Here is a 17,019-nt window from a genome sequence, read left to right as displayed (position 1 = left end):
ATACCGCCGCGCGACATCAGGAATCCTTCTTCATCGATTTGCGCAGTTTTTGCGCAAAAGCCTGAGCGGCGCGGTTGGCCTGTGCGCCCGGCTGGGCGACGCCCGGCGTGGCGGGCAGGTCGGCGACGCGATCGGCATCGATGACGTGCAGGCTGCGCACCTGGCCCGGTGCGACGCCGAGCACGACCCAGTCGCCCGCGACCTCCACGACCACAACGCGTTCGCGCTGGCCCACGGCCGCACTGCCCACGATACGGACGTTGCCGCCGCCGAGCGGGCGTTGCAACCCGAAGCGCTTGGCCAGCCAGGCGAGTCCGAACAGGAGCGCGAGCACGAGCACCAGGCCGAAGCCCGTCTGCACGATGCTCGCGCCGCCGAGGCTCGGCACGGCCGCTGCTTGCGAGGCGGCGCCCTGAGCGCCGGCGTAGGAGGCGGGAAAAAGCGCGAGTGCGGCGAGGGCGGCACTTGCCGCGGCACGCCCCACGGGCTTGCCGCGGACTTTCGTTGCAATCATCGGTTGAGCTTACGGATGCGTTCGGATGGCGTGATGATATCAGTCAGGCGGATGCCGAACTTGTCATTCACGACCACCACTTCGCCCTGGGCGATGAGGCACCCATTGACCAGCACGTCCATCGGTTCGCCGGCCATGCCGTCGAGTTCCACCACGGAGCCCTGCGCCAGTTGCAGCAGGTTCTTGATGGCGATCTTGGTGCGGCCCAGCTCCACGGTCATCTGGACCGGGATGTCGAGAATCAGGTCGATGTCGTTGTGCGTCGCGCCGGCCGGGTTGCCCGCGGTGGCGGCAAGCGGCTGGAATACGGGAGCGGCGGGAGCGGCAGGCGCCGCCGGCGCGGCAGGTTGCGGTGCGGCAGCCGCCGGCTCGGCAGCGCTTTGCTCCGCCATGGCACTGGCCCACTCGTCCGCCATGGCCTGGGCGTCGTCACCGGGCGTTTGAGGGGTATCGCTCATCACTCGTTGTCCTTCGTGTAATCGCTGTGCGAATGGTTGATCATCTGGTTCACGCGCAGCGCGTATTGACCATTGAAGACGCCGTAATTGCAGTACATCACGGGCACGCCGTCGACCTTGGCTTCGAGCACCTCGGGCACGTCGAGCGGAATGACATCGCCCACGCGCATGTTGAGCAACTGCGAGAGCGTCATGTCGATCTGGGCGAGATTCGTCACGATTTCCACATCGGCGGCCTGCACCTGCTGCGAGAGCAGACGCACCCAGCGCTTGTCGACTTCGAGGGTCTCGCCTTGCAGCGGGCTCGAGAGCTGGTCGCGCATCGGCTCGATCATCGAGTACGGCATGCAGATGTGGAATTCGCCGCCGACCGAGCCGAACTCGATGTCGAACGTGGTCGTGACCACGACTTCGTTGGGCGTGGCGACGTTGGCGAACTGCGTGTGCATTTCGGCGCGCACGTACTCGAATTCGACCGGATACACCGGCTTCCACGACGCGCCGTAGTTTTCGAACACCAGATCGAGCAGGCGCGCAATGATGCGCTGTTCGGTCTGCGTGAAGTCGCGCCCTTCGACGCGCGTATGGAACCGGCCGTCGCCGCCGAACAGATTGTCCACCACGAGGAACACGAGGTTCGGGTCGAACACGAACAGCGCCGTGCCGCGCAGCGGCTTGATGTGAACCAGGTTGAGGTTGGTCGGGACGGGCAGGTTGCGAATGAACTCGCTGTACTTCTGCACGCGCACCGGACTCACCGAGATTTCCGCGCTGCGGCGCATGAAGTTGAACAGCGCGATGCGGAACAGTCGCGAGAAGCGGTCGTTGATGATTTCGAGCGTGGGCATGCGCCCGCGCACGATGCGCTCTTGCGTCGCGATGTTGTATGGCCTGATGCCGGAATGCTCCTCCGACTCGGACCGGTCATCCTGTTCGCCGGTGACACCCTTCAGAAGGGCATCGACTTCTTCCTGCGACAGGAACTCCTCATGCGCCATGAATCACTCACTGAATTACAAACGCGGTGAACAGGACGTCGCCCACGGCTTGCTGCGGCATATTGGCGGCGAACGGCTGCGCGACCAACGAACGGATCTCGCTTGCCAGACGGCGCTTGCCATCGATCGTAGCCAAATCCTGCGGCTGCTTCGACGACAGCAACAACAACACCCGGCTACGCACTTCGGGCATGTGTTGCGTGATGCGAGCTTGCGTTTCGGCGTCCGCCACCTTGAGCGAGAGACCGATGTGCAGATAACGCTCGCCGTCCTCGCCCGAGAGATTCACCGTGAACGGGTCCATGCTCACGAATACGGGCGGCGGCGGGGGCGGCGGCGCCTTTGCCGTTTCGTTACGTCCGGTCAGCAAATACACGGCTGTTGCCGCGCCGGCCGCTGCCATGAGCGCAACCGCCACGATCAACAGAATCCATTTGCGCATGCCCCCTCCGGAGGGAGCCGCGGCTTGCGTCGGTGCGGGATTTGCCATGTATTCGCCTGCTATTGGGTAATGATTGTCGGCCAACCCGCCAAGGGGTGATCGACCGAAAAGAAGGGACAATCGCGTCTAACTCGCGTCTTTGTCTTAACGGCAGAAAAACCCGCTTGCTTTAGGGTGCCGCAACCTCAGGCATCTCAGGCGAACTTACGCAAACGTATCCACCAGGCCGTTGCTCGCGCGTACCGGCACGTTCACGGTCGTGGCGATGGGGTTGTCGTCGGCGCTCTGGCCGAAGCCGGGTGTGCCGCGTGCGTTGCCATTGCCGTTGCCTGCACTGTTGCCGTTCGCGCCCTGCTGGGCGAACGCTTGCTGCTGCGAGCTATCGCTGCTCACGGTCGCATTGCCCAGCGCGATGCCGTTGTTGGCGAGGCTGTCGCGAAGTTGCGGCAGCGCGGCCTGTACTGCGTCGCGCACGGCGGCGTGTTGCGAGACGAACATCGCCTGCGCCGAGTCGTTCGCCACGTTCAGCACCACGTGCAGCGGGCCGAGATCCGGCGGATTCAGACTCAGTTGGGCGGTCTGCGCGTGAGCGCTGGACAGCCATACCACTTGCTGCGAGAGCTGATGGTTCCAGTCCTGCGTGCCGACGCGCGCATTGAGGGCGAGCGCGGCAGGCAGGCTGGCCTGCGCTTGCAGTTGCGGCTGGGCGTCCACGGCTGGCGTGGCCGCCTGAGCCGACTGAGCCGCCTGAGCGGCGGCCTGCGCGGCGCTCGCCGCTTGCGATGCGGTGTCGCGGTTGCCCTGCACTTGCGCGAGCGCGTCGGCCATGCGTTGTGCGTTCTGTGCGTCGGTCGCGGCTGCCGGAGTGCTTGTCTTCGTGTCCGTTGCGGCGGGTTGAATCGTCGCGGACGCTTGCGCTGCGCTTGTGTTCTTCGCCAGTGTGTCGAGCGAGACGCCGCCCGTCGGGCCGGTTGTCGATGCGGCCGGCGTGACGGTGCCCTTGACCGGGGTGCCGTTCGTGGCCGACGTCGCCGTTGCCGTCGCCTTGGCGTCGGTATCGGTGCCTGCCGGCGGCTGACCGCTCAGTTGCGCGGCGCCTGCCGCCTGCATCGCCCCGGTTACGGCAGCTGTGATGGCGGCGCCGGTGCCGGGTTTGCCGTCAGTGGCGGTGGTATCTGCGGCCGTGGCAGCCGGCGCGGGCGTCGTGGCTTGCAGTGGGGCGTTGTTCATTGCAGCGAGCGCGACGGCGAGCGCGGCGGCCGGATCGCCCGGGGCGGCAGCGGTCTGCGTTTCGTCCTCGTCGTCCTTACCGTCGTCGGCGCCCGGCTTCGAAGGCTTGTTCGAAGCGTTCGTTTGTCCGGCCTGGCTGCTTGAGCCGCTTGAGCCGCTTTGGCCGGCCTGAGCGGTCTGGCCGGTCGATGCGTTGTCGGCCGATCGCGTGCCGTTCGACGCGTCGCCGGACGACTTTGTCTGGTTGGCCTGCGCGGCGTTCCCGTTCGTGTCGGCGGCCGTGGGCTGCGTGGTCTGGCGCGTCTGTTGCGAGAGCACGGCGGCGAACGGCAGCGCGCTGCCGTCGTCGCTGTTCGACGACCCGGCGCGGTTGTTGCCGTTCACGGCCTGCTGGGCAGCACCGGCGGCATCGGTCAGGAAGCTCAGAATCGACATAGTGGGCTCACCTATTCCTTCAAATCGGGGATTCGGCACGGCGGCGCAGACTGCGCGCGGCGTACTCGTCGTTTTCCTTCTGCTCGCGGCGTGCGACACGCAAGGCAGTGCGCGCGTCTTCTCGCGAGGCGAGCGTGCCGAAGGAGTTCAGGCGGCGCTGTTGCGCCTGCCATTCGCGGCGCGCCGCCGCCAGACGCTCCTCCGCCTGCTGGAGCAGCATGGCCTGCTGTCCGATGGCGGTGTCGAGCGTGTCGATGAATTGCTGGAAGTTGCGCCAGTCGCAGCCCGCCATACCCTGAATCGTTGCCGTTTGCATGCGCGTACGGTACTCGTGGCGATACTGCCGCAACGCTTCGAGCTGCCGCTCGACTTCGGCGCGTTGCGTCTGACGCTCGCCCAACAGGCGAGCGGCTTCGTCCACGTCCTTCTGAGCGAGTTCGATGAGCAACTTGAGGGGCAGGGTGGAATTCATGGCCGCCTCCGGTTAGTGGAACAGTCCGCGCAGCTGCTGCACGGCGTCCGGATAACTGGCCCGCTCGCGCATGCCCTGTTGCAGGAACGCTTCGAGACGGGGATAGAGCTCGATTGCCTGATCGAGCATCGGATCGCTGCCCGGTGCGTACGCGCCCACATTGATGAGGTCGCGGTTGCGCTGGTAGCGGGAGAGCATCTGTTTGAAACGGCGTACCGTGTCGAACTGGCCGTCGTCGATGAGGGCGGCCATTGCGCGGCTGATCGATTGTTCGATGTCGATGGCGGGGTAGTGGCCCGACTCGGCAAGCTGCCGCGAGAGCACGATGTGGCCGTCGAGAATGGCGCGCGCGGAGTCGGCGATGGGGTCCTGCTGGTCGTCGCCTTCCGTGAGCACGGTGTAGAACGCCGTGATGGAGCCGCCGCCGTCGGGGCCGTTGCCGGCGCGCTCGACGAGCGCGGGCAGCTTGGCGAACACCGAGGGCGGATACCCCTTCGTAGCGGGCGGCTCACCGATGGCGAGCGCGATTTCGCGTTGCGCCATCGCGTAACGCGTGAGCGAATCCATGATCAGCAGCACGTCTTTGCCCTGATCGCGGAAGTACTCCGCCAGCGTGGTGGCGTATGCCGCGCCTTGCAGGCGCAGCAGCGGCGAGACGTCGGCCGGTGCGGCCACGACCACGGAGCGCGCCAGGCCGTCCGGTCCGAGAATGTTTTCGATGAAGTCCTTCACTTCCCGGCCGCGCTCGCCGATCAGCCCCACGACGATGACTTCCGCCTGCGTGAAGCGGGCCATCATGCCGAGCAATACGCTTTTGCCCACGCCCGAGCCGGCGAAGAGGCCCATGCGCTGACCGCGTCCCACGGTGAGCAGCGAATTGATGGCGCGCACGCCGACGTCGAGCACCGATTCGATGGGCGCACGGCCCAGCGGGTTGATCGGCACCGAGGCGAGCGATGCGCTGTCGGTCATGCCGAGCGGGCCGAAGTCGTCCAGCGGGCGCCCTGCGGCATCGACCACGCGTCCGAGCAGCGCCTCGCCCACGGGCAGGCGCTTGCCGTTGTGCCGTTGCGACGGAAGCGGGCCGTCGGCTGCGGGCTCCATGGGGAATACGCGAGCGCCGGGCAGCAGGCCCGCGACTTCCGTCTGCGGCATGAGGAAGAGGCGGTCGCCGCCGAAACCCACGACTTCGGCTTCGGCCGTGGCGGGCTCGCGCGAGGCGTCGTGCACCGGCAATTCGATCAGGCAGCCGGCGCCGACCGGCAGACGCAGGCCGACGGCTTCGAGCACCAGTCCGGCGGCGCGCGTGAGGCGGCCGCAGCGGCGCGTCGGTTCGACGGCGTGCACGTGAGCGATACGCTCGCGCAGCGTGTTCTGCCAGCGGCGCAGATGCGCGTCGCGCGAAATCTCGCGAGCGTTCAGGGCGTTATGCGTGCCGTGTACGTCATGGGCGGGATTCGCGGTATGGCGGGCCGCCTTGGCGAGGGCGGCGCCGTCTGCATTATCTGTGCTGTCGTGCGCTTCGACGCTCGCATCGTCCCGATGGCCCCCGTGATCGACGGCATGGTCGCCGTCGTGATCGTCGGGTTGCAGCGCCCCGGCCTGTGCCGTCGCGGTGCTCGTGTCGATCTCATCCCACAGCCGCACGGAGGGCGTAGTGGCGTCGTTGGCCGGGGCCGGCTCGTGCGTGTTTCCGGTGCCCGGCAGCACCGGCGCATGGGCGGCGAGCGGGGTGAGTTCGGCGTTCACCACGGCAGATCCTTGCCGAGCGCGGCCATCACGCGTTGCCAGCGGGTGGCGACGGTGGCATCGACTTCGCCGCTGGCCGCTTCGGCCTTGCAGCCGCCGCGCTCGATAGTGGGATCGGCCCGGACGGTCCAGCCGGCGGCGCGCAGTTCCGCACCCACATGCGACTCGACGAGTTCGACGTCTTCCGGGTTGAGCAGCAGACGCGGCGAACCGGTGAGCGGATCGTTCGTGAGCAGGTCGCGCACGATGGGCAGCAGCGTTTCGGGGCGGATCGACAGGGTTTGATGCAACGCCTGGCGCGCAATGTCGAGCGCCAGGCTGAGCAGGGGTTCGGCGACTTCGCGGTCGATGGCGTTCACTGCGTCGCCGAAACCGTGGGCGATGTCGGCGAGTTGCGCGGCGCGTGCGTCGACTTCGTGCTGTCCGGCCGCCTGGCCGGCGGCGTAACCTTCGGCATGACCGGCCGCGTAGCCTTGTGCATGACCTTCGGCGCGTGCCTGCTCGCGCCATGCGGCGATCTGCTCGACGAGCGCGGGGTCGTCGAGCGGATTGGGCGGTGCCGGTTGCGGCGGCGGCGGGGGGGGCGGCGGGTCGAACGACGCCATCTCCCAGCGTTGCCAGGCGGAGAGGCGTTCTTTCGGGATGATGGTCGACATACGCGCGGGCCCCGTTTCGTTACACGTACGCGTCGTCGCCGCGGCCGCCGATCACGATCGCGCCCTGATCGGCCAGGCGCCGCACCACTTGCAGTACCTTTTTCTGCTCGGCTTCGACTTCCGAGACACGCACCGGTCCGCGCGACTCGAGGTCTTCGCGCAGCAGTTCGGCCGCGCGAGCCGACATGTTCCTGAAGAACTTCTCGCGCAATTCGGCCGGCGCGCCCTTGAGCGCGATGATGAGCGACTCGGACTCGATTTCCTTGAGCAGCACCTGAATGCTGCGGTCTTCCACGTCGAGCAGGTTCTCGAACACGAACATCTCTTCGACGATCTTCGCCGCGAGATCCGAGTCGTAATTGCGCACGGCTTCGATAACCGATTCTTCGTGCACGCCGCCCAGGTAGTTGAGGATTTCCGCGGCCGTACGCACGCCGCCCATCGGGCTGCGCTTGATGTTCTCGCTGCCCGAAAGCAGCTTGGTGAGCACGTCGTTCAGTTCGCGCAACGCCGCTGGCTGAATACCGTCGAGCGTGGCGATGCGCAGCACCACGTCGTTACGCAGGCGTTCGGTGAACAGGGCCAGCACTTCCGACGCCTGATCGCGGTCGAGGTGCACGAGAATCGTCGCGATGATCTGCGGATGTTCGTGACGGATCAATTCGGCCACGGCCGTGGAGTCCATCCACTTCAGGCCTTCGATGCCGCTGGTGTCGCCACCTTGCAGAATGCGCTCGATCAGCCCCGCGGCCTTGTCGTTGCCGAGCGCTTTGTTGAGCACCGAGCGGATGTATTCGGACGAATCGAGCGAGAGCGCCGAATGCTGTTCGGCTTCGAGCACGAAGTCCTGCAGCACGTCGGCGATCTGGTCGCGCGTGACCTGACGCAGCGAGGCCATCGCCGCGCCGAGCTTCTGTACTTCACGCGGCGCGAGGTACTTGAAGACCTCCGCCGCCTCGTCTTCGCCCAGCGACATCAGAAGGATGGCGCTGCGTTGGAGTCCCTCAGCCGCGTTCATCGCCACCACCCACCCATGCTTTGACTACCGTTGCCACGATCTTCGGATCCTGTCGCGCCACTTGGCGTGCGTACTGCAAATTACGTTCGTAGGCGCTCAGTTCGCCTCGCTTGCCGGCTTCGCCGTCGGCCTCCTCGCCTGGCTCGCCGTCGACACCCGCAGCGCCCCCACTTGCGCCGCCCGCACCGGCGAGCGACGGTTCTGCCGGCGGCGGCGGGGCCAGGTGCTTGCGAATGGCCGGGCGAATTACGCCGAACCACAGATACAGACCGATCAGACCGATGAGCGCCCACTTGCCGACCTGCTTGGCCAGTTCGATGTTCTGGCGCTGACGCCACCACGGCAGATTGGCTTCCGGATCTTCCTCGACCGTGAACGCGCTGTTCACGATGTTGATCGTGTCGCCGCGCTGGCCGGAGAAGCCGATGGCTTCCTTCGACAGATTCTGGATCTGGTCGAGTTGCGCCTGCGTGAGAGCCACCATGGCCGGCTTGCCCTTCGCGTCGGTACCCGGGCGGTAATTCACGACGATGGCGGCCGAGAGGCGCTTCAGACCGCCCGTGGCCTGTTGCACGTGACGAATCGTGCGGTCGACTTCGTAATTGACCGTGGCGTCCTTGCGGTCGCTGCGCGGGCCTTGCGGCGCGCTCGCGGCACCCGGCGGCGTGGCGCCTTGCTGGGCGAACTGTTGCTGTTGTTGCTGCGTGATCGGTGCCGTGGCCTGACCCGGCGGCTGGTTCGACAGCGCGCCCGGCACGCCGCCCACGGCGTTCGCACCGATCTGCGATGCCTCGCTGCTCTGCTGGCTGCGCACCGCTTGCTCGCCCGAGTTCGGCTTGTAGTTCTCCGAAGTCTGCTCGACCTGATTGAAGTCGACGTCGGCGGTGACCTGCGCGTGCACGTTACCCGGGCCGACGATCGGGTTAAGAATCGCTTCGATGCGGCGGGCGTAGGACTGTTCGAGTTCGCGAACATACTTGAGCTGGCTGGCGTCCAGACCCAGCGCGTTGCCGCTTTGTGCGGACAGCAGGTTGCCGTTCTGGTCGAGCACCGTCACGTTCTTGACCGGCAGTTCCGGCACGCTCGACGCAACCATGTGCACGATGGCGCTGACCTGGGCATCGTCGAGGACGCGGCCCGGATAGAGCGTGACGAGCACCGAGGCGCTCGGCTTCTGTTGTTCGCGCACGAACACCGAGGGTTTCGGGATCGCGAGGTGCACGCGAGCGGCCTGCACGGCGGAGAGCGATTCGACCGAGCGCGCGAGTTCGCCTTCGAGCGCGCGCTGGTAATTGACCTGTTCGGCGAACTGGCTGATGCCGAACTTCTGGTTGTCCATCAGTTCGAAGCCGACCAGACCGCCCTTGGGCAGCCCTTGAGACGCCAGACGAAGGCGTACGTCGTGCACCTGCTCCGACGGCACCAGAATGGCACCGCCGCCCTCGGCAAACTTGTACGGCACGTTCATCTGTTGCAGCGACGTGATGATGGCGCCGCCGTCGCGATCGCTGAGGTTGCTGTACAGCACCTTGTAATCGGGGGCACGGCTCCACAGGAAGACGGCGATCAGCAATGCAACGAGGGCCGCGCCGCCAATGAGCAAAGGCAGGCGCTCGCGGGAGCGCAACTGCGCGAGCAGAGGCGGCTTGGCGGCGACGTCGGCCGTCTGGGTGGCGGCATTCATGCGCGGCTCCACGCCAGGGGCGTTGACTTGACGTTCATCGCGGTGGAAGTGCTCACTAACATGCGACAGAATTCTCCGGGGTACGCTTGGCTTCGCGCGCGCATCCTTGAAGCGTTAAGGATCGGAAAGACTCGGGGTGACGGTGCGCACGATGCCGATGGTCCTGATTATTCGTTGGCGAATGTGGAATCGTTCCGAGGATTAGGCGGGTCTTTTACCGTTAATTAAGGCATTGAGGGCTTGCCAGGCGGTGGTAAGCTCCGACGTGACTGATAAAAGGCAAACCGGTGTGCGTTGCGCGATGACGTGTGCCGCCGGCGGCGTTACTGACACGAGCAAGGGACAAGCATCATGGCCATTCCGGGGATCGAATCGGTACTGCAAAAGCTGGGCGGCGTAGCGTCGCAGGCGGCGGGCTCGATCATGGGCGCAACGAGCGCCGGCGCGAGTTCGGTGTCGAAGACGGGCGGATTTGCCGCGGAACTGGAAGCCTCGCTCAAGCGTGTGTCGGCGTCGCAGAACGGCGCGGAAGCGCAGGCCAGGGCGTTTGAAATGGGCGAGCCAGGTGTGGCGCTCAACGACGTGATGGTCGATCTGCAAAAGGCCAACGTCGGCTTTCAGATGAGCCTGCAAGTGCGCAACCGGCTGGTTTCGGCCTACACGACCGTGATGAACATGCAGGTCTGAGCGAGTCTGACGGCGGGCCAGTATCGGCCGCATCGGTTCCGAAGAAGCCCCGTCCGCCGACGGGGCTTTTTTGTGTCCGTCTGCGTTGTGCAGCCCGTCGGAGGGACGAGGGCCGAAGGACTCAGGCGGACGGTGCCGTGGGCGACGGCGAGGTGGCTGAGGTGGCTGAGTCCGGGGCGGACCCGTCGGCCGGCGCCTGCGCGGCGACGATGCCCGGCGGCAGCGGCGGCGGCTTGCCGCCACGGCCCGCCTCGAGTTTGTAGAGCCACGCCAGCAGTTCGGCGACCGCCTGATACAGCTGCGCCGGGATTCGCTGGTCGAGATCGACCTGCATCAGCAGGCTTACCAGTTCGGGCGACTCGTGGACGTACAAGCCGTGCTCGCGCGCAGTGCGCACGATGGTCTCGGCGAGCAGGCCGTAGCCCTTCGCCACCACACGCGGCGCCGAGTCTTTCGCACCATAGGCCAGTGCGACCGCGGTGCGGCGCTCCGGGGGCAACGTCATGCGTCACCTCCGGCGTCGGTCGGCCTTTCGTTCACAGGCACCGGCAAGTCGGCAGCGCCAGCGCCGGCCGCTGTCGCCGCCTTGCCTCCTGCCTCTGACCCCGCGTCTGCCTCGGTCAACGCACCGAAGGACAACTGACTCGCCGTCAGACCGACGGACGCAAGCCGCCGGCGCAAGTCTTCGCCTTCGTTCGACAGGACGTCGGTGGACGCCGCCGAATCCGCGAGCAATCGCGCCTGCAACTGTTGACCCGACAAGCCGAGCGTGACGTCGATGGTGCCCAGCGAGGGTAGCGTCAGACGCAGATGGGTGTGCCACGTCGCCGGTGCGGCCGCCTCGCCGGGCGACGGCTGCCCGGGACGTTCCTCGACCTGCCACTCCATCGGCGCGCCGGGCCACGCCATGCCGTTCCACTGAAACTGCGGATTGACGAGCATGTCGAGCTGCTGACGCACCAACGTCACGCTCTGCGCCGGGGTGTTCGCCACGGCGGCGATCGCGCCGGCCGCCCCATGCTGTTGTGCGGACGCGGGGGTGCCGTCGGCCGCCAGCGACGCGTCGCCGTCATGCCCGGACGGCAACACGCCGCTCGTCGTATGCGCCACGCTGGCGGCATGCGCAAGCGCGTTCGCGGTATTCGGAGGATTTGCACTCGCGCGCGGGCCGCCGTCGGCGCTTGCCGCCTGTTCTCCCTGCCCCGGCAAGCCGGGCTGCGCGGGCAATGGATTCGGCGTGGCCGTGGGCAGCGTCGACGAACTCAGCGCCGACGGACTCAGGTTCGGCCATCCCGTTGCCAGCGCGGCTTCGCCGCCCGCGGGGCCGAGCAGACGTGTCAGAGGGCCGGGGCCGGGCAGCGTGGCGTCGGCGCCGGCCGCGCGCAACTGTGCCGCCAGATTGGCAGACGCCGGCCAGCGCAACTGCGGCTCGGCCTGCAACTGCTCGAACGAACGGCTGCCCGAGGCCCATTGCGACAAATGCGATTCGTAAAAGAGTCCGCTCGTCGACAGCGCTTCCTTTAACGCTGCCGCGACCAACGGCGCCAGCGCCGGCGCCCCGGTGCCGGGCGCGGCGGGCCACACGGGCGCACTCGCCTGCACAGGCCCCGGCGAATCGGGGGCGAGACGCAGGATCGTGTCGATGGTCCGGGCGGCAGCGGACAGCGTCGCCTGCTGAACCGGCGTAGGGGCGCGGGCGGCGGATTGCGATGTCGCGTTGCCGGGCGCAACGGCCGTCGGTGAAGCTTTGGTGGCAAGGTCGCCAAGCGCGGAGGTCGCATCGCCGGCCGGCTGGGAGCCGGCAATGGCATTGGGCGCGGTGGTCGAGGAGACGCCCTGTCCCATCCCGAGCAACGAGTCGAGCCGCCGGGCGAGTGTCGCGGCCAGAACCGAATCGAGACCGGCCATGCCTTACTCCGAGATGCGGGCGACGTGACGCGCAGCGCGCGTCAGGCGCCCAGGTTCAGGCCGTAGACTTCGTGCAGGGCACGTTGACGGCGCGTGCTGTTGATCATGGCGTCGAGATGCGCCAGATGGGGAACCGCCAGATCGCGAATGGCGGCATCGTCGGCCAGAATGCGGCGGATGATGGCGTGCTTGCGCGAACGTTCGTCGTCCGAGAGCGGCAGATCGGCGTCGAGCTGCTTGATCGAGTCGACCTGCGCCCGATACTGCGTCTCCAGGTCGATGAGCGCATCCCAGTCACCGTCGCGCGCCACGCCGAGCATACGCTCCGTGAGGTTGGCAATACTTTCGTAGCAGTTCAGCAAAGTCGTCGCTTCATTCATAGCGCACTCCGGTGCCCGCCTGAGCGGCGGGGGCACCCGTGCCGGCAGCCGGAGCGATCGCTCGCCAGGCCGATGCAATGGTGTCGAGCAGGGTGTCGACTTCTTGTACCTTGGCCACGTCGTTCTCGAGATTCGCTTCGAGCAGACGTCGCCCCATGTAGTCGTAGAGATCACGCAGATTGCGTGACAGTTCCCCACCGACTTCCATATTCAGGCCATCGCGCAGGCCCCCGATGATTTCGATTGCCTTCGAGATCGCCTGACCGCGTTCGCCGATGTGGCCGGCTTCGAAGTGAATACGCGCCTTGGTGAGCGCAGCCTTGGCGCCGTCGAACAGCATCACGATGAGCTGATGCGGGCTTGCGGCGATGACGCCGGTCTCGAGCCCGACCTTGCGATATGCATTGGCGGCGTTCTGTCCGTACATGAATGTCTCCGCCGCTTACTTCGAGGACGACGACGAGGACGAGCTACCCCCCAGCACCTGCTTGAGGTAGTCGCTGGTGTTTTGCAGCTTGGCCATCGTTGCATCCAGTGCCGTGAATTGCGCCAGATAGCGGTTCTGCATCTGCGTCATCTGATCCTGCCAATCCGATTCCTGCTGCTGGATCTGCTTGATCGTGGTGTTCAGGCTGTTCGTGGCCGATGAAATGGCGCCCTTGGTGCTCAGGAAGTCCGTCACCTGATTGTTCAGCAGCGACGCGTAGCCCTGCGAGAACGCCACCGTGCCCCGACTGCCCGTGTTCGTGCCGCCGATCGTGAGCTTGAGTCCGTCGACCGCGGTGCCGGCGCCGCCGGTGAGTGTCTGGCCGGTGCCGACGGCCGACATGCCGCCGATCGTCCCTTGCACGTCGACCCCCGTCTTGAGCGTGTTGGTGCCGAACACGGTATCCAGCGCCGAGCCGCCCGTGACCTGCACGCGCGACGCCGAGCCGTAGCGATTCGACGTGATGGTCAGAACGCCGTTCTTCTGCGCCACGCTCACGCCCGAGCCGGCAGCCGAGAAGACGCTGTTGCCGTTGATCGCCGCCTGGATGGCCGTAGCAAGCTGGTCGGCCGTGTAGGTGCCCGGCGGGATCACCACGCTCGCATTGTTGCCGTCGAGCAGGATATTGAGCTGGTTGTTCGTCGAGGAGATCGTGGTGCTTGCGGCGAGCGTTACCGAGCCGGTCGCGGTGCCCTGCGTGGCCACCTGCGTGATGTTCACGGCGTAGTTGCCCGGCTGCGTCTTGCTCGACGAGCTGTTGTACGTTACCAGACTGTCCGTGCTGATACCGTTGGTGGCGAGCAGCGAAGCGAGTTGCTGGAAGCCGTTGCCGCTCGACATCGCCTTGTTCAGCGCGCTGGTGTCCACCGACAGCGTGCCATCGTTCTGGAAGTTCACGCCGATCTGCGCGAGCGACGTGAGGCCCGTGCTCTGCACGCCGGGCAGCCGGCCGTTAAGAATCTGCTGCAACTGCGTTTGCACCAGGTTGACAGTCGAGTCACCAATGAGCGCGCCGGTCGCCTGACCTGTCGGATCGTACTTGGTGAGCGTGTTCATCGTGCTTTGCAGCGTGTTGTACGCGGTGACAAAGCTCTGCACGGCGGAGGTCACCGCGCTTGAATTGTTGGTCAGCGTGACCGTGGTGGTGCCTGTCTTCACGAGCGACAGCGACAGGCCCTGCACGGCGTTCTGCACGCTGTTCGTGGCGCTGGTGATCGCCAGACCGTTGACAGTGAGCTTGGCGTTCTGTGCCGCGGCCGTCTGCGTGAGGTTCTGCGTGCCGGTCGCGTCGTAGGTGAGCATGTTGGCAATCGTCGCGTCGCCGCCGGCGGCCGCGCTGATGTTCATGCTCATGTTCTCGCCCGTCGTCTTCGACGTGAGCACGAGACGATAGGGGGTGTTGCTGCCGTCGTTGACGATCGTGGCATTGACCGGCGCGCCGGACGCGTTGATTGCGTCGCGAATCCCCTGCAGCGAGTTGTTGCTGCTGTCGATGGTGATCGTCACCGGCTGCTGCGAGGCGTTGGCGGTGAAGCTCGCGCCCGAGTACGTGCCGTCGGTGAGCGTGCCGCCCGAGATCGTACCGAACGAGAAAGTCAGCTTGGTCGGGGTGCCCGAGCCGATGGCGCTCGTCTGGTTGGCCACCCCGCTCGTCGACAGGCTTTGCGCCTGCGCCAGTTGCGAGATGTTGACGCTGTACGCGCCGGCTGCCGCACCGGTGCTGCTCGATGCCGTGAGAATCGTGTTGTCGCCGACGCTCGCCGACATCTGGAGGTACTGCGACGCGCTCGACAGCGTCAGCAGCGACGCCTGGAACGCGGACAGCGAGGACTGCAATTGGCCGAGCGCGGAGAGCTTGGTCTGGTAGCTGGATTCCTGGTTCTTCAGCAGCGTGAGCTTGTTATTGGCAGGCTGCATTAAACTCGTGACGAGCGCATTGACGTCCAGCCCGGAGCCGATGCCGGGAGAGGAAATGCTGCCGCTCGAAGACGTTGAAGTTGCCATGTTTTCTGCTCTCGCTTTGTTGAACTTGGGCTTGCTTGCCGGCGTGCCGCGACAGGCCGGTCTGTAAAGCTAAAGGCGGCGGCACCGCTTGATGCAGTGACGCCGCCGGCGGACCGCGCGCCGAAGCGCGCGGTTTGACTTCAGTGCCGCTCCGGTATTACTGGAGGAGCTTGAGCACTTGCTGCGGCAGCTGGTTGGCTTGCGACAGCATCGAGATACCGGCTTGCTGCAGGATCTGCGAGCGGGTCAGGTTGGCCGTTTCCGCTGCGTAGTCCGTGTCTTGCACGCCCGAACGCGCTTGCGTCAGGTTTTGCGTCGTGGTCGACAGGCTCGAGATCGTCGACTGGAAGCGGTTTTGCGTAGCACCCAGCGTTGCGTTGAACGAGTCGACCGTCGTGATGGCCGCGTCGATCTGCGAGAGCATCAGCGTGGCGTTGTTGACCGTCTTCACGTCGGCGGTAGCCAGGCTGCCCGACGTCGTGTACGTACCGGCGGTCAGGCCGAGCTGTTGCAGGGTCGTCGGCGTACCAGCGTTGGTCGACGAGATCGCGAACGACTGGCCCGAGCTGATGTGCATTGCGCCGGCCGAATCGATGAACGCGTTGATGCCGATGTTCGCCGAGTTGATGGCGGTTGCCAGGTCAGCCGAGCTCTTGAACGTGCCGGTGATGTCGTGAGCGACGCCGTTGACCGTGAAGGTCAGGTCGCCGGTCGACAGCGTGGTCTGGAATTGCGAAGCCACGCCGGTCGACGTAACGGCGGCGCCGCCCGCGGCGATGGTGGCCGGCAGACCCAGCGTGGTCTGTGCCGCGCCGCCGACGGTCAGTGCGGCAGCCGGGTCGGTGTTGGCGATAACCAGCTGGCCCGACGAGTTCACCGAAGCGATGTTCGCCGTGAAGCCGGCCTTGGCGCCTGCCGTGTTGATGGCAGCAGCCAGGTCGTTGGCGTTGTTGTACGTGCCGGCGGCAACGTCCTGAGCCGTGCCCGTACCGTCCTGAATCGTCAGGTCGCCGGCGGCGATCGTGAACGACAGCGGGTTGGTCGTCGAGTTGGCCTGTGCCACGGCGCCGATGCTCGACGTGGTCATGCTTTGCGTCAGGTTGACCGAGATGGTCTGGCCGGCGTTGGCGCCAACCTGGAAGTTCGCCACGCCCATCGTGCCGTTGAGCACCGACAGACCGTTGAACTGGGTTTGCGAGGCGGTACGGTTGATTTCGGCCAGACGCTGTTGGACTTCCTGGTCCAGAGCGGCACGGTCCGAATCCGAGTTCGTGGCGTTGGTCGCCTGAACGGCCAGCGTGCGGATGCGTTGCAGGTTGTCCGTGATCGACGACAGGGCGCCCGCAGCGGTCTGCACCAGCGAGATACCGTCGTTGGCGTTGCGCTGTGCCTGGGTCAGACCGTTGACCTGGGCGGTCATGCGGTCGGTAATGGCCAGACCGGCGGCGTCGTCGGCGGCGCTGTTGATGCGCAGGCCCGAGGACAGACGGGTGATCGAGGTTTGCAGCGCGCCTTGCGACGAGCTCAGGTTACGTTGAGCAACCAGCGAGAAGATATTGGTATTGATGACAGATGCCATTTAGCAACTCCTTTCCCAAATAAATTGGCTCCGGCTTAAGCGCCGTAACTTTGGCTCACGAGCCAATCGCCGAAAGCCGCCGTTGTAGGGGATATCGGACGCGCTTTGGGAAAATTTAGGGTGGCTTTGCAAAATGCTTTCGCCACTTCCGTCGACTTGGCAGGTCGATGTCGGAAAAACGCTAGGAAGCCAGTCTACAAATTTCCTCCACGGTTGATCCGGCAAGGAAAGGGGCAATGTGCCGCCTATTCTTGTCCTGTAAGGCTCGGAGAGGTGCCGGGGTGGGGACGGTTTGAGACGGGGCGGACCGCAATTCTC

Annotated in this window: 17 protein-coding genes; 1 reads left to right on the top strand and 16 read right to left on the bottom strand. The window is 65.9% G+C overall.

All coding sequences use genetic code 11. The features are described from left to right. Positions 1-16 precede the first annotated feature (16 nt). The 10 genes from fliO to fliF form a co-directional block, all read right to left on the bottom strand. A complete protein-coding gene (gene fliO / locus AB870_RS22435; RefSeq protein WP_047906343.1) occupies positions 17-514 on the bottom strand; it encodes a flagellar biosynthetic protein FliO in 498 nt (165 codons plus the stop codon). Further along, a complete protein-coding gene (gene fliN / locus AB870_RS22430; protein WP_047906342.1) occupies positions 511-972 on the bottom strand; it encodes a flagellar motor switch protein FliN in 462 nt (153 codons plus the stop codon). The genes fliO and fliN overlap by 4 nt, the downstream gene beginning before the upstream one ends. Further along, positions 972-1,970 carry a flagellar motor switch protein FliM gene (gene fliM / locus AB870_RS22425; RefSeq protein WP_047906341.1) on the bottom strand — a complete coding sequence of 333 codons (999 nt, stop codon included), beginning with the start codon at positions 1,968-1,970 and terminating at the stop codon, positions 972-974. Before fliM ends, fliN begins: the two co-directional genes overlap by 1 nt. A 7-nt stretch (positions 1,971-1,977) precedes the next feature. Next, positions 1,978-2,460, bottom strand: a complete 483-nt coding sequence (gene fliL, locus AB870_RS22420; RefSeq protein ID WP_047906340.1) for a flagellar basal body-associated protein FliL — start codon at positions 2,458-2,460, stop codon at positions 1,978-1,980. A gap of 156 nt (positions 2,461-2,616) precedes the next feature. After that, the gene (locus AB870_RS22415) at positions 2,617-4,077 is read right to left on the bottom strand and encodes a flagellar hook-length control protein FliK (RefSeq protein WP_053059494.1); all 1,461 of its coding nucleotides are present in this window, start codon (positions 4,075-4,077) and stop codon (positions 2,617-2,619) included. A 19-nt stretch (positions 4,078-4,096) separates the two neighbouring features. Next, positions 4,097-4,549 carry a flagellar export protein FliJ gene (gene fliJ / locus AB870_RS22410; protein ID WP_047906339.1) on the bottom strand — a complete coding sequence of 151 codons (453 nt, stop codon included), beginning with the start codon at positions 4,547-4,549 and terminating at the stop codon, positions 4,097-4,099. 12 nt (positions 4,550-4,561) lie between these two features. Beyond that, complete coding sequence (gene fliI, locus AB870_RS22405) at positions 4,562-5,938, bottom strand: flagellar protein export ATPase FliI (RefSeq protein WP_269466248.1); 1,377 nt, start codon at positions 5,936-5,938, stop codon at positions 4,562-4,564. A 356-nt stretch (positions 5,939-6,294) separates the two neighbouring features. Then, positions 6,295-6,954, bottom strand: a complete 660-nt coding sequence (gene fliH, locus AB870_RS22400; RefSeq protein ID WP_047906338.1) for a flagellar assembly protein FliH — start codon at positions 6,952-6,954, stop codon at positions 6,295-6,297. Between the two features lie 19 nt (positions 6,955-6,973). After that, positions 6,974-7,972, bottom strand: coding sequence for a flagellar motor switch protein FliG (fliG, locus tag AB870_RS22395; RefSeq protein WP_047908574.1), 999 nt, complete (start codon positions 7,970-7,972; stop codon positions 6,974-6,976). Next, a complete protein-coding gene (gene fliF / locus AB870_RS22390) occupies positions 7,959-9,656 on the bottom strand; it encodes a flagellar basal-body MS-ring/collar protein FliF (RefSeq protein ID WP_047908573.1) in 1,698 nt (565 codons plus the stop codon). The genes fliG and fliF overlap by 14 nt, the downstream gene beginning before the upstream one ends. 351 nt (positions 9,657-10,007) lie before the next feature. Between fliF and fliE the strand changes: the two genes are divergently transcribed. After that, on the top strand, positions 10,008-10,343 hold the full coding sequence (gene fliE, locus AB870_RS22385) for a flagellar hook-basal body complex protein FliE (RefSeq protein ID WP_047906337.1): 336 nt from the start codon (positions 10,008-10,010) through the stop codon (positions 10,341-10,343). 121 nt (positions 10,344-10,464) lie between these two features. Here the strand turns inward: fliE and AB870_RS22380 are convergent, their stop codons facing one another. The 6 genes from AB870_RS22380 to AB870_RS22355 all read right to left on the bottom strand — a co-directional run bounded on the left by AB870_RS22380 (position 10,465) and on the right by AB870_RS22355 (position 16,701). Further along, positions 10,465-10,848: an EscU/YscU/HrcU family type III secretion system export apparatus switch protein gene (locus AB870_RS22380; protein ID WP_084664009.1), complete on the bottom strand. Its 384-nt coding sequence runs from the start codon at positions 10,846-10,848 to the stop codon at positions 10,465-10,467. Further along, positions 10,845-12,251 (bottom strand): flagellar hook-length control protein FliK, encoded by a 1,407-nt coding sequence (fliK, locus tag AB870_RS22375; RefSeq protein WP_047906336.1) that lies wholly within the window; start codon positions 12,249-12,251, stop codon positions 10,845-10,847. Before fliK ends, AB870_RS22380 begins: the two co-directional genes overlap by 4 nt. Before the next feature lie 41 nt (positions 12,252-12,292). Beyond that, a complete protein-coding gene (locus tag AB870_RS22370; RefSeq protein ID WP_047906335.1) occupies positions 12,293-12,631 on the bottom strand; it encodes a flagellar protein FliT in 339 nt (112 codons plus the stop codon). Then, a complete protein-coding gene (fliS, locus tag AB870_RS22365; protein WP_047906334.1) occupies positions 12,624-13,058 on the bottom strand; it encodes a flagellar export chaperone FliS in 435 nt (144 codons plus the stop codon). The genes AB870_RS22370 and fliS overlap by 8 nt, the downstream gene beginning before the upstream one ends. Positions 13,059-13,073: 15 nt before the next feature. Further along, positions 13,074-15,122, bottom strand: a complete 2,049-nt coding sequence (fliD, locus tag AB870_RS22360) for a flagellar filament capping protein FliD (RefSeq protein WP_047906333.1) — start codon at positions 15,120-15,122, stop codon at positions 13,074-13,076. A 157-nt stretch (positions 15,123-15,279) separates the two neighbouring features. Beyond that, positions 15,280-16,701: a flagellin N-terminal helical domain-containing protein gene (locus AB870_RS22355; protein ID WP_047906332.1), complete on the bottom strand. Its 1,422-nt coding sequence runs from the start codon at positions 16,699-16,701 to the stop codon at positions 15,280-15,282. Between the last annotated feature and the right edge of the window lie 318 nt (positions 16,702-17,019).

Origin of the sequence: Pandoraea faecigallinarum, from assembly GCF_001029105.3 — a bacterium.
Lineage (GTDB): Bacteria > Pseudomonadota > Gammaproteobacteria > Burkholderiales > Burkholderiaceae > Pandoraea > Pandoraea faecigallinarum.
This window is presented reverse-complemented; position numbering and strand designations above follow the sequence as displayed.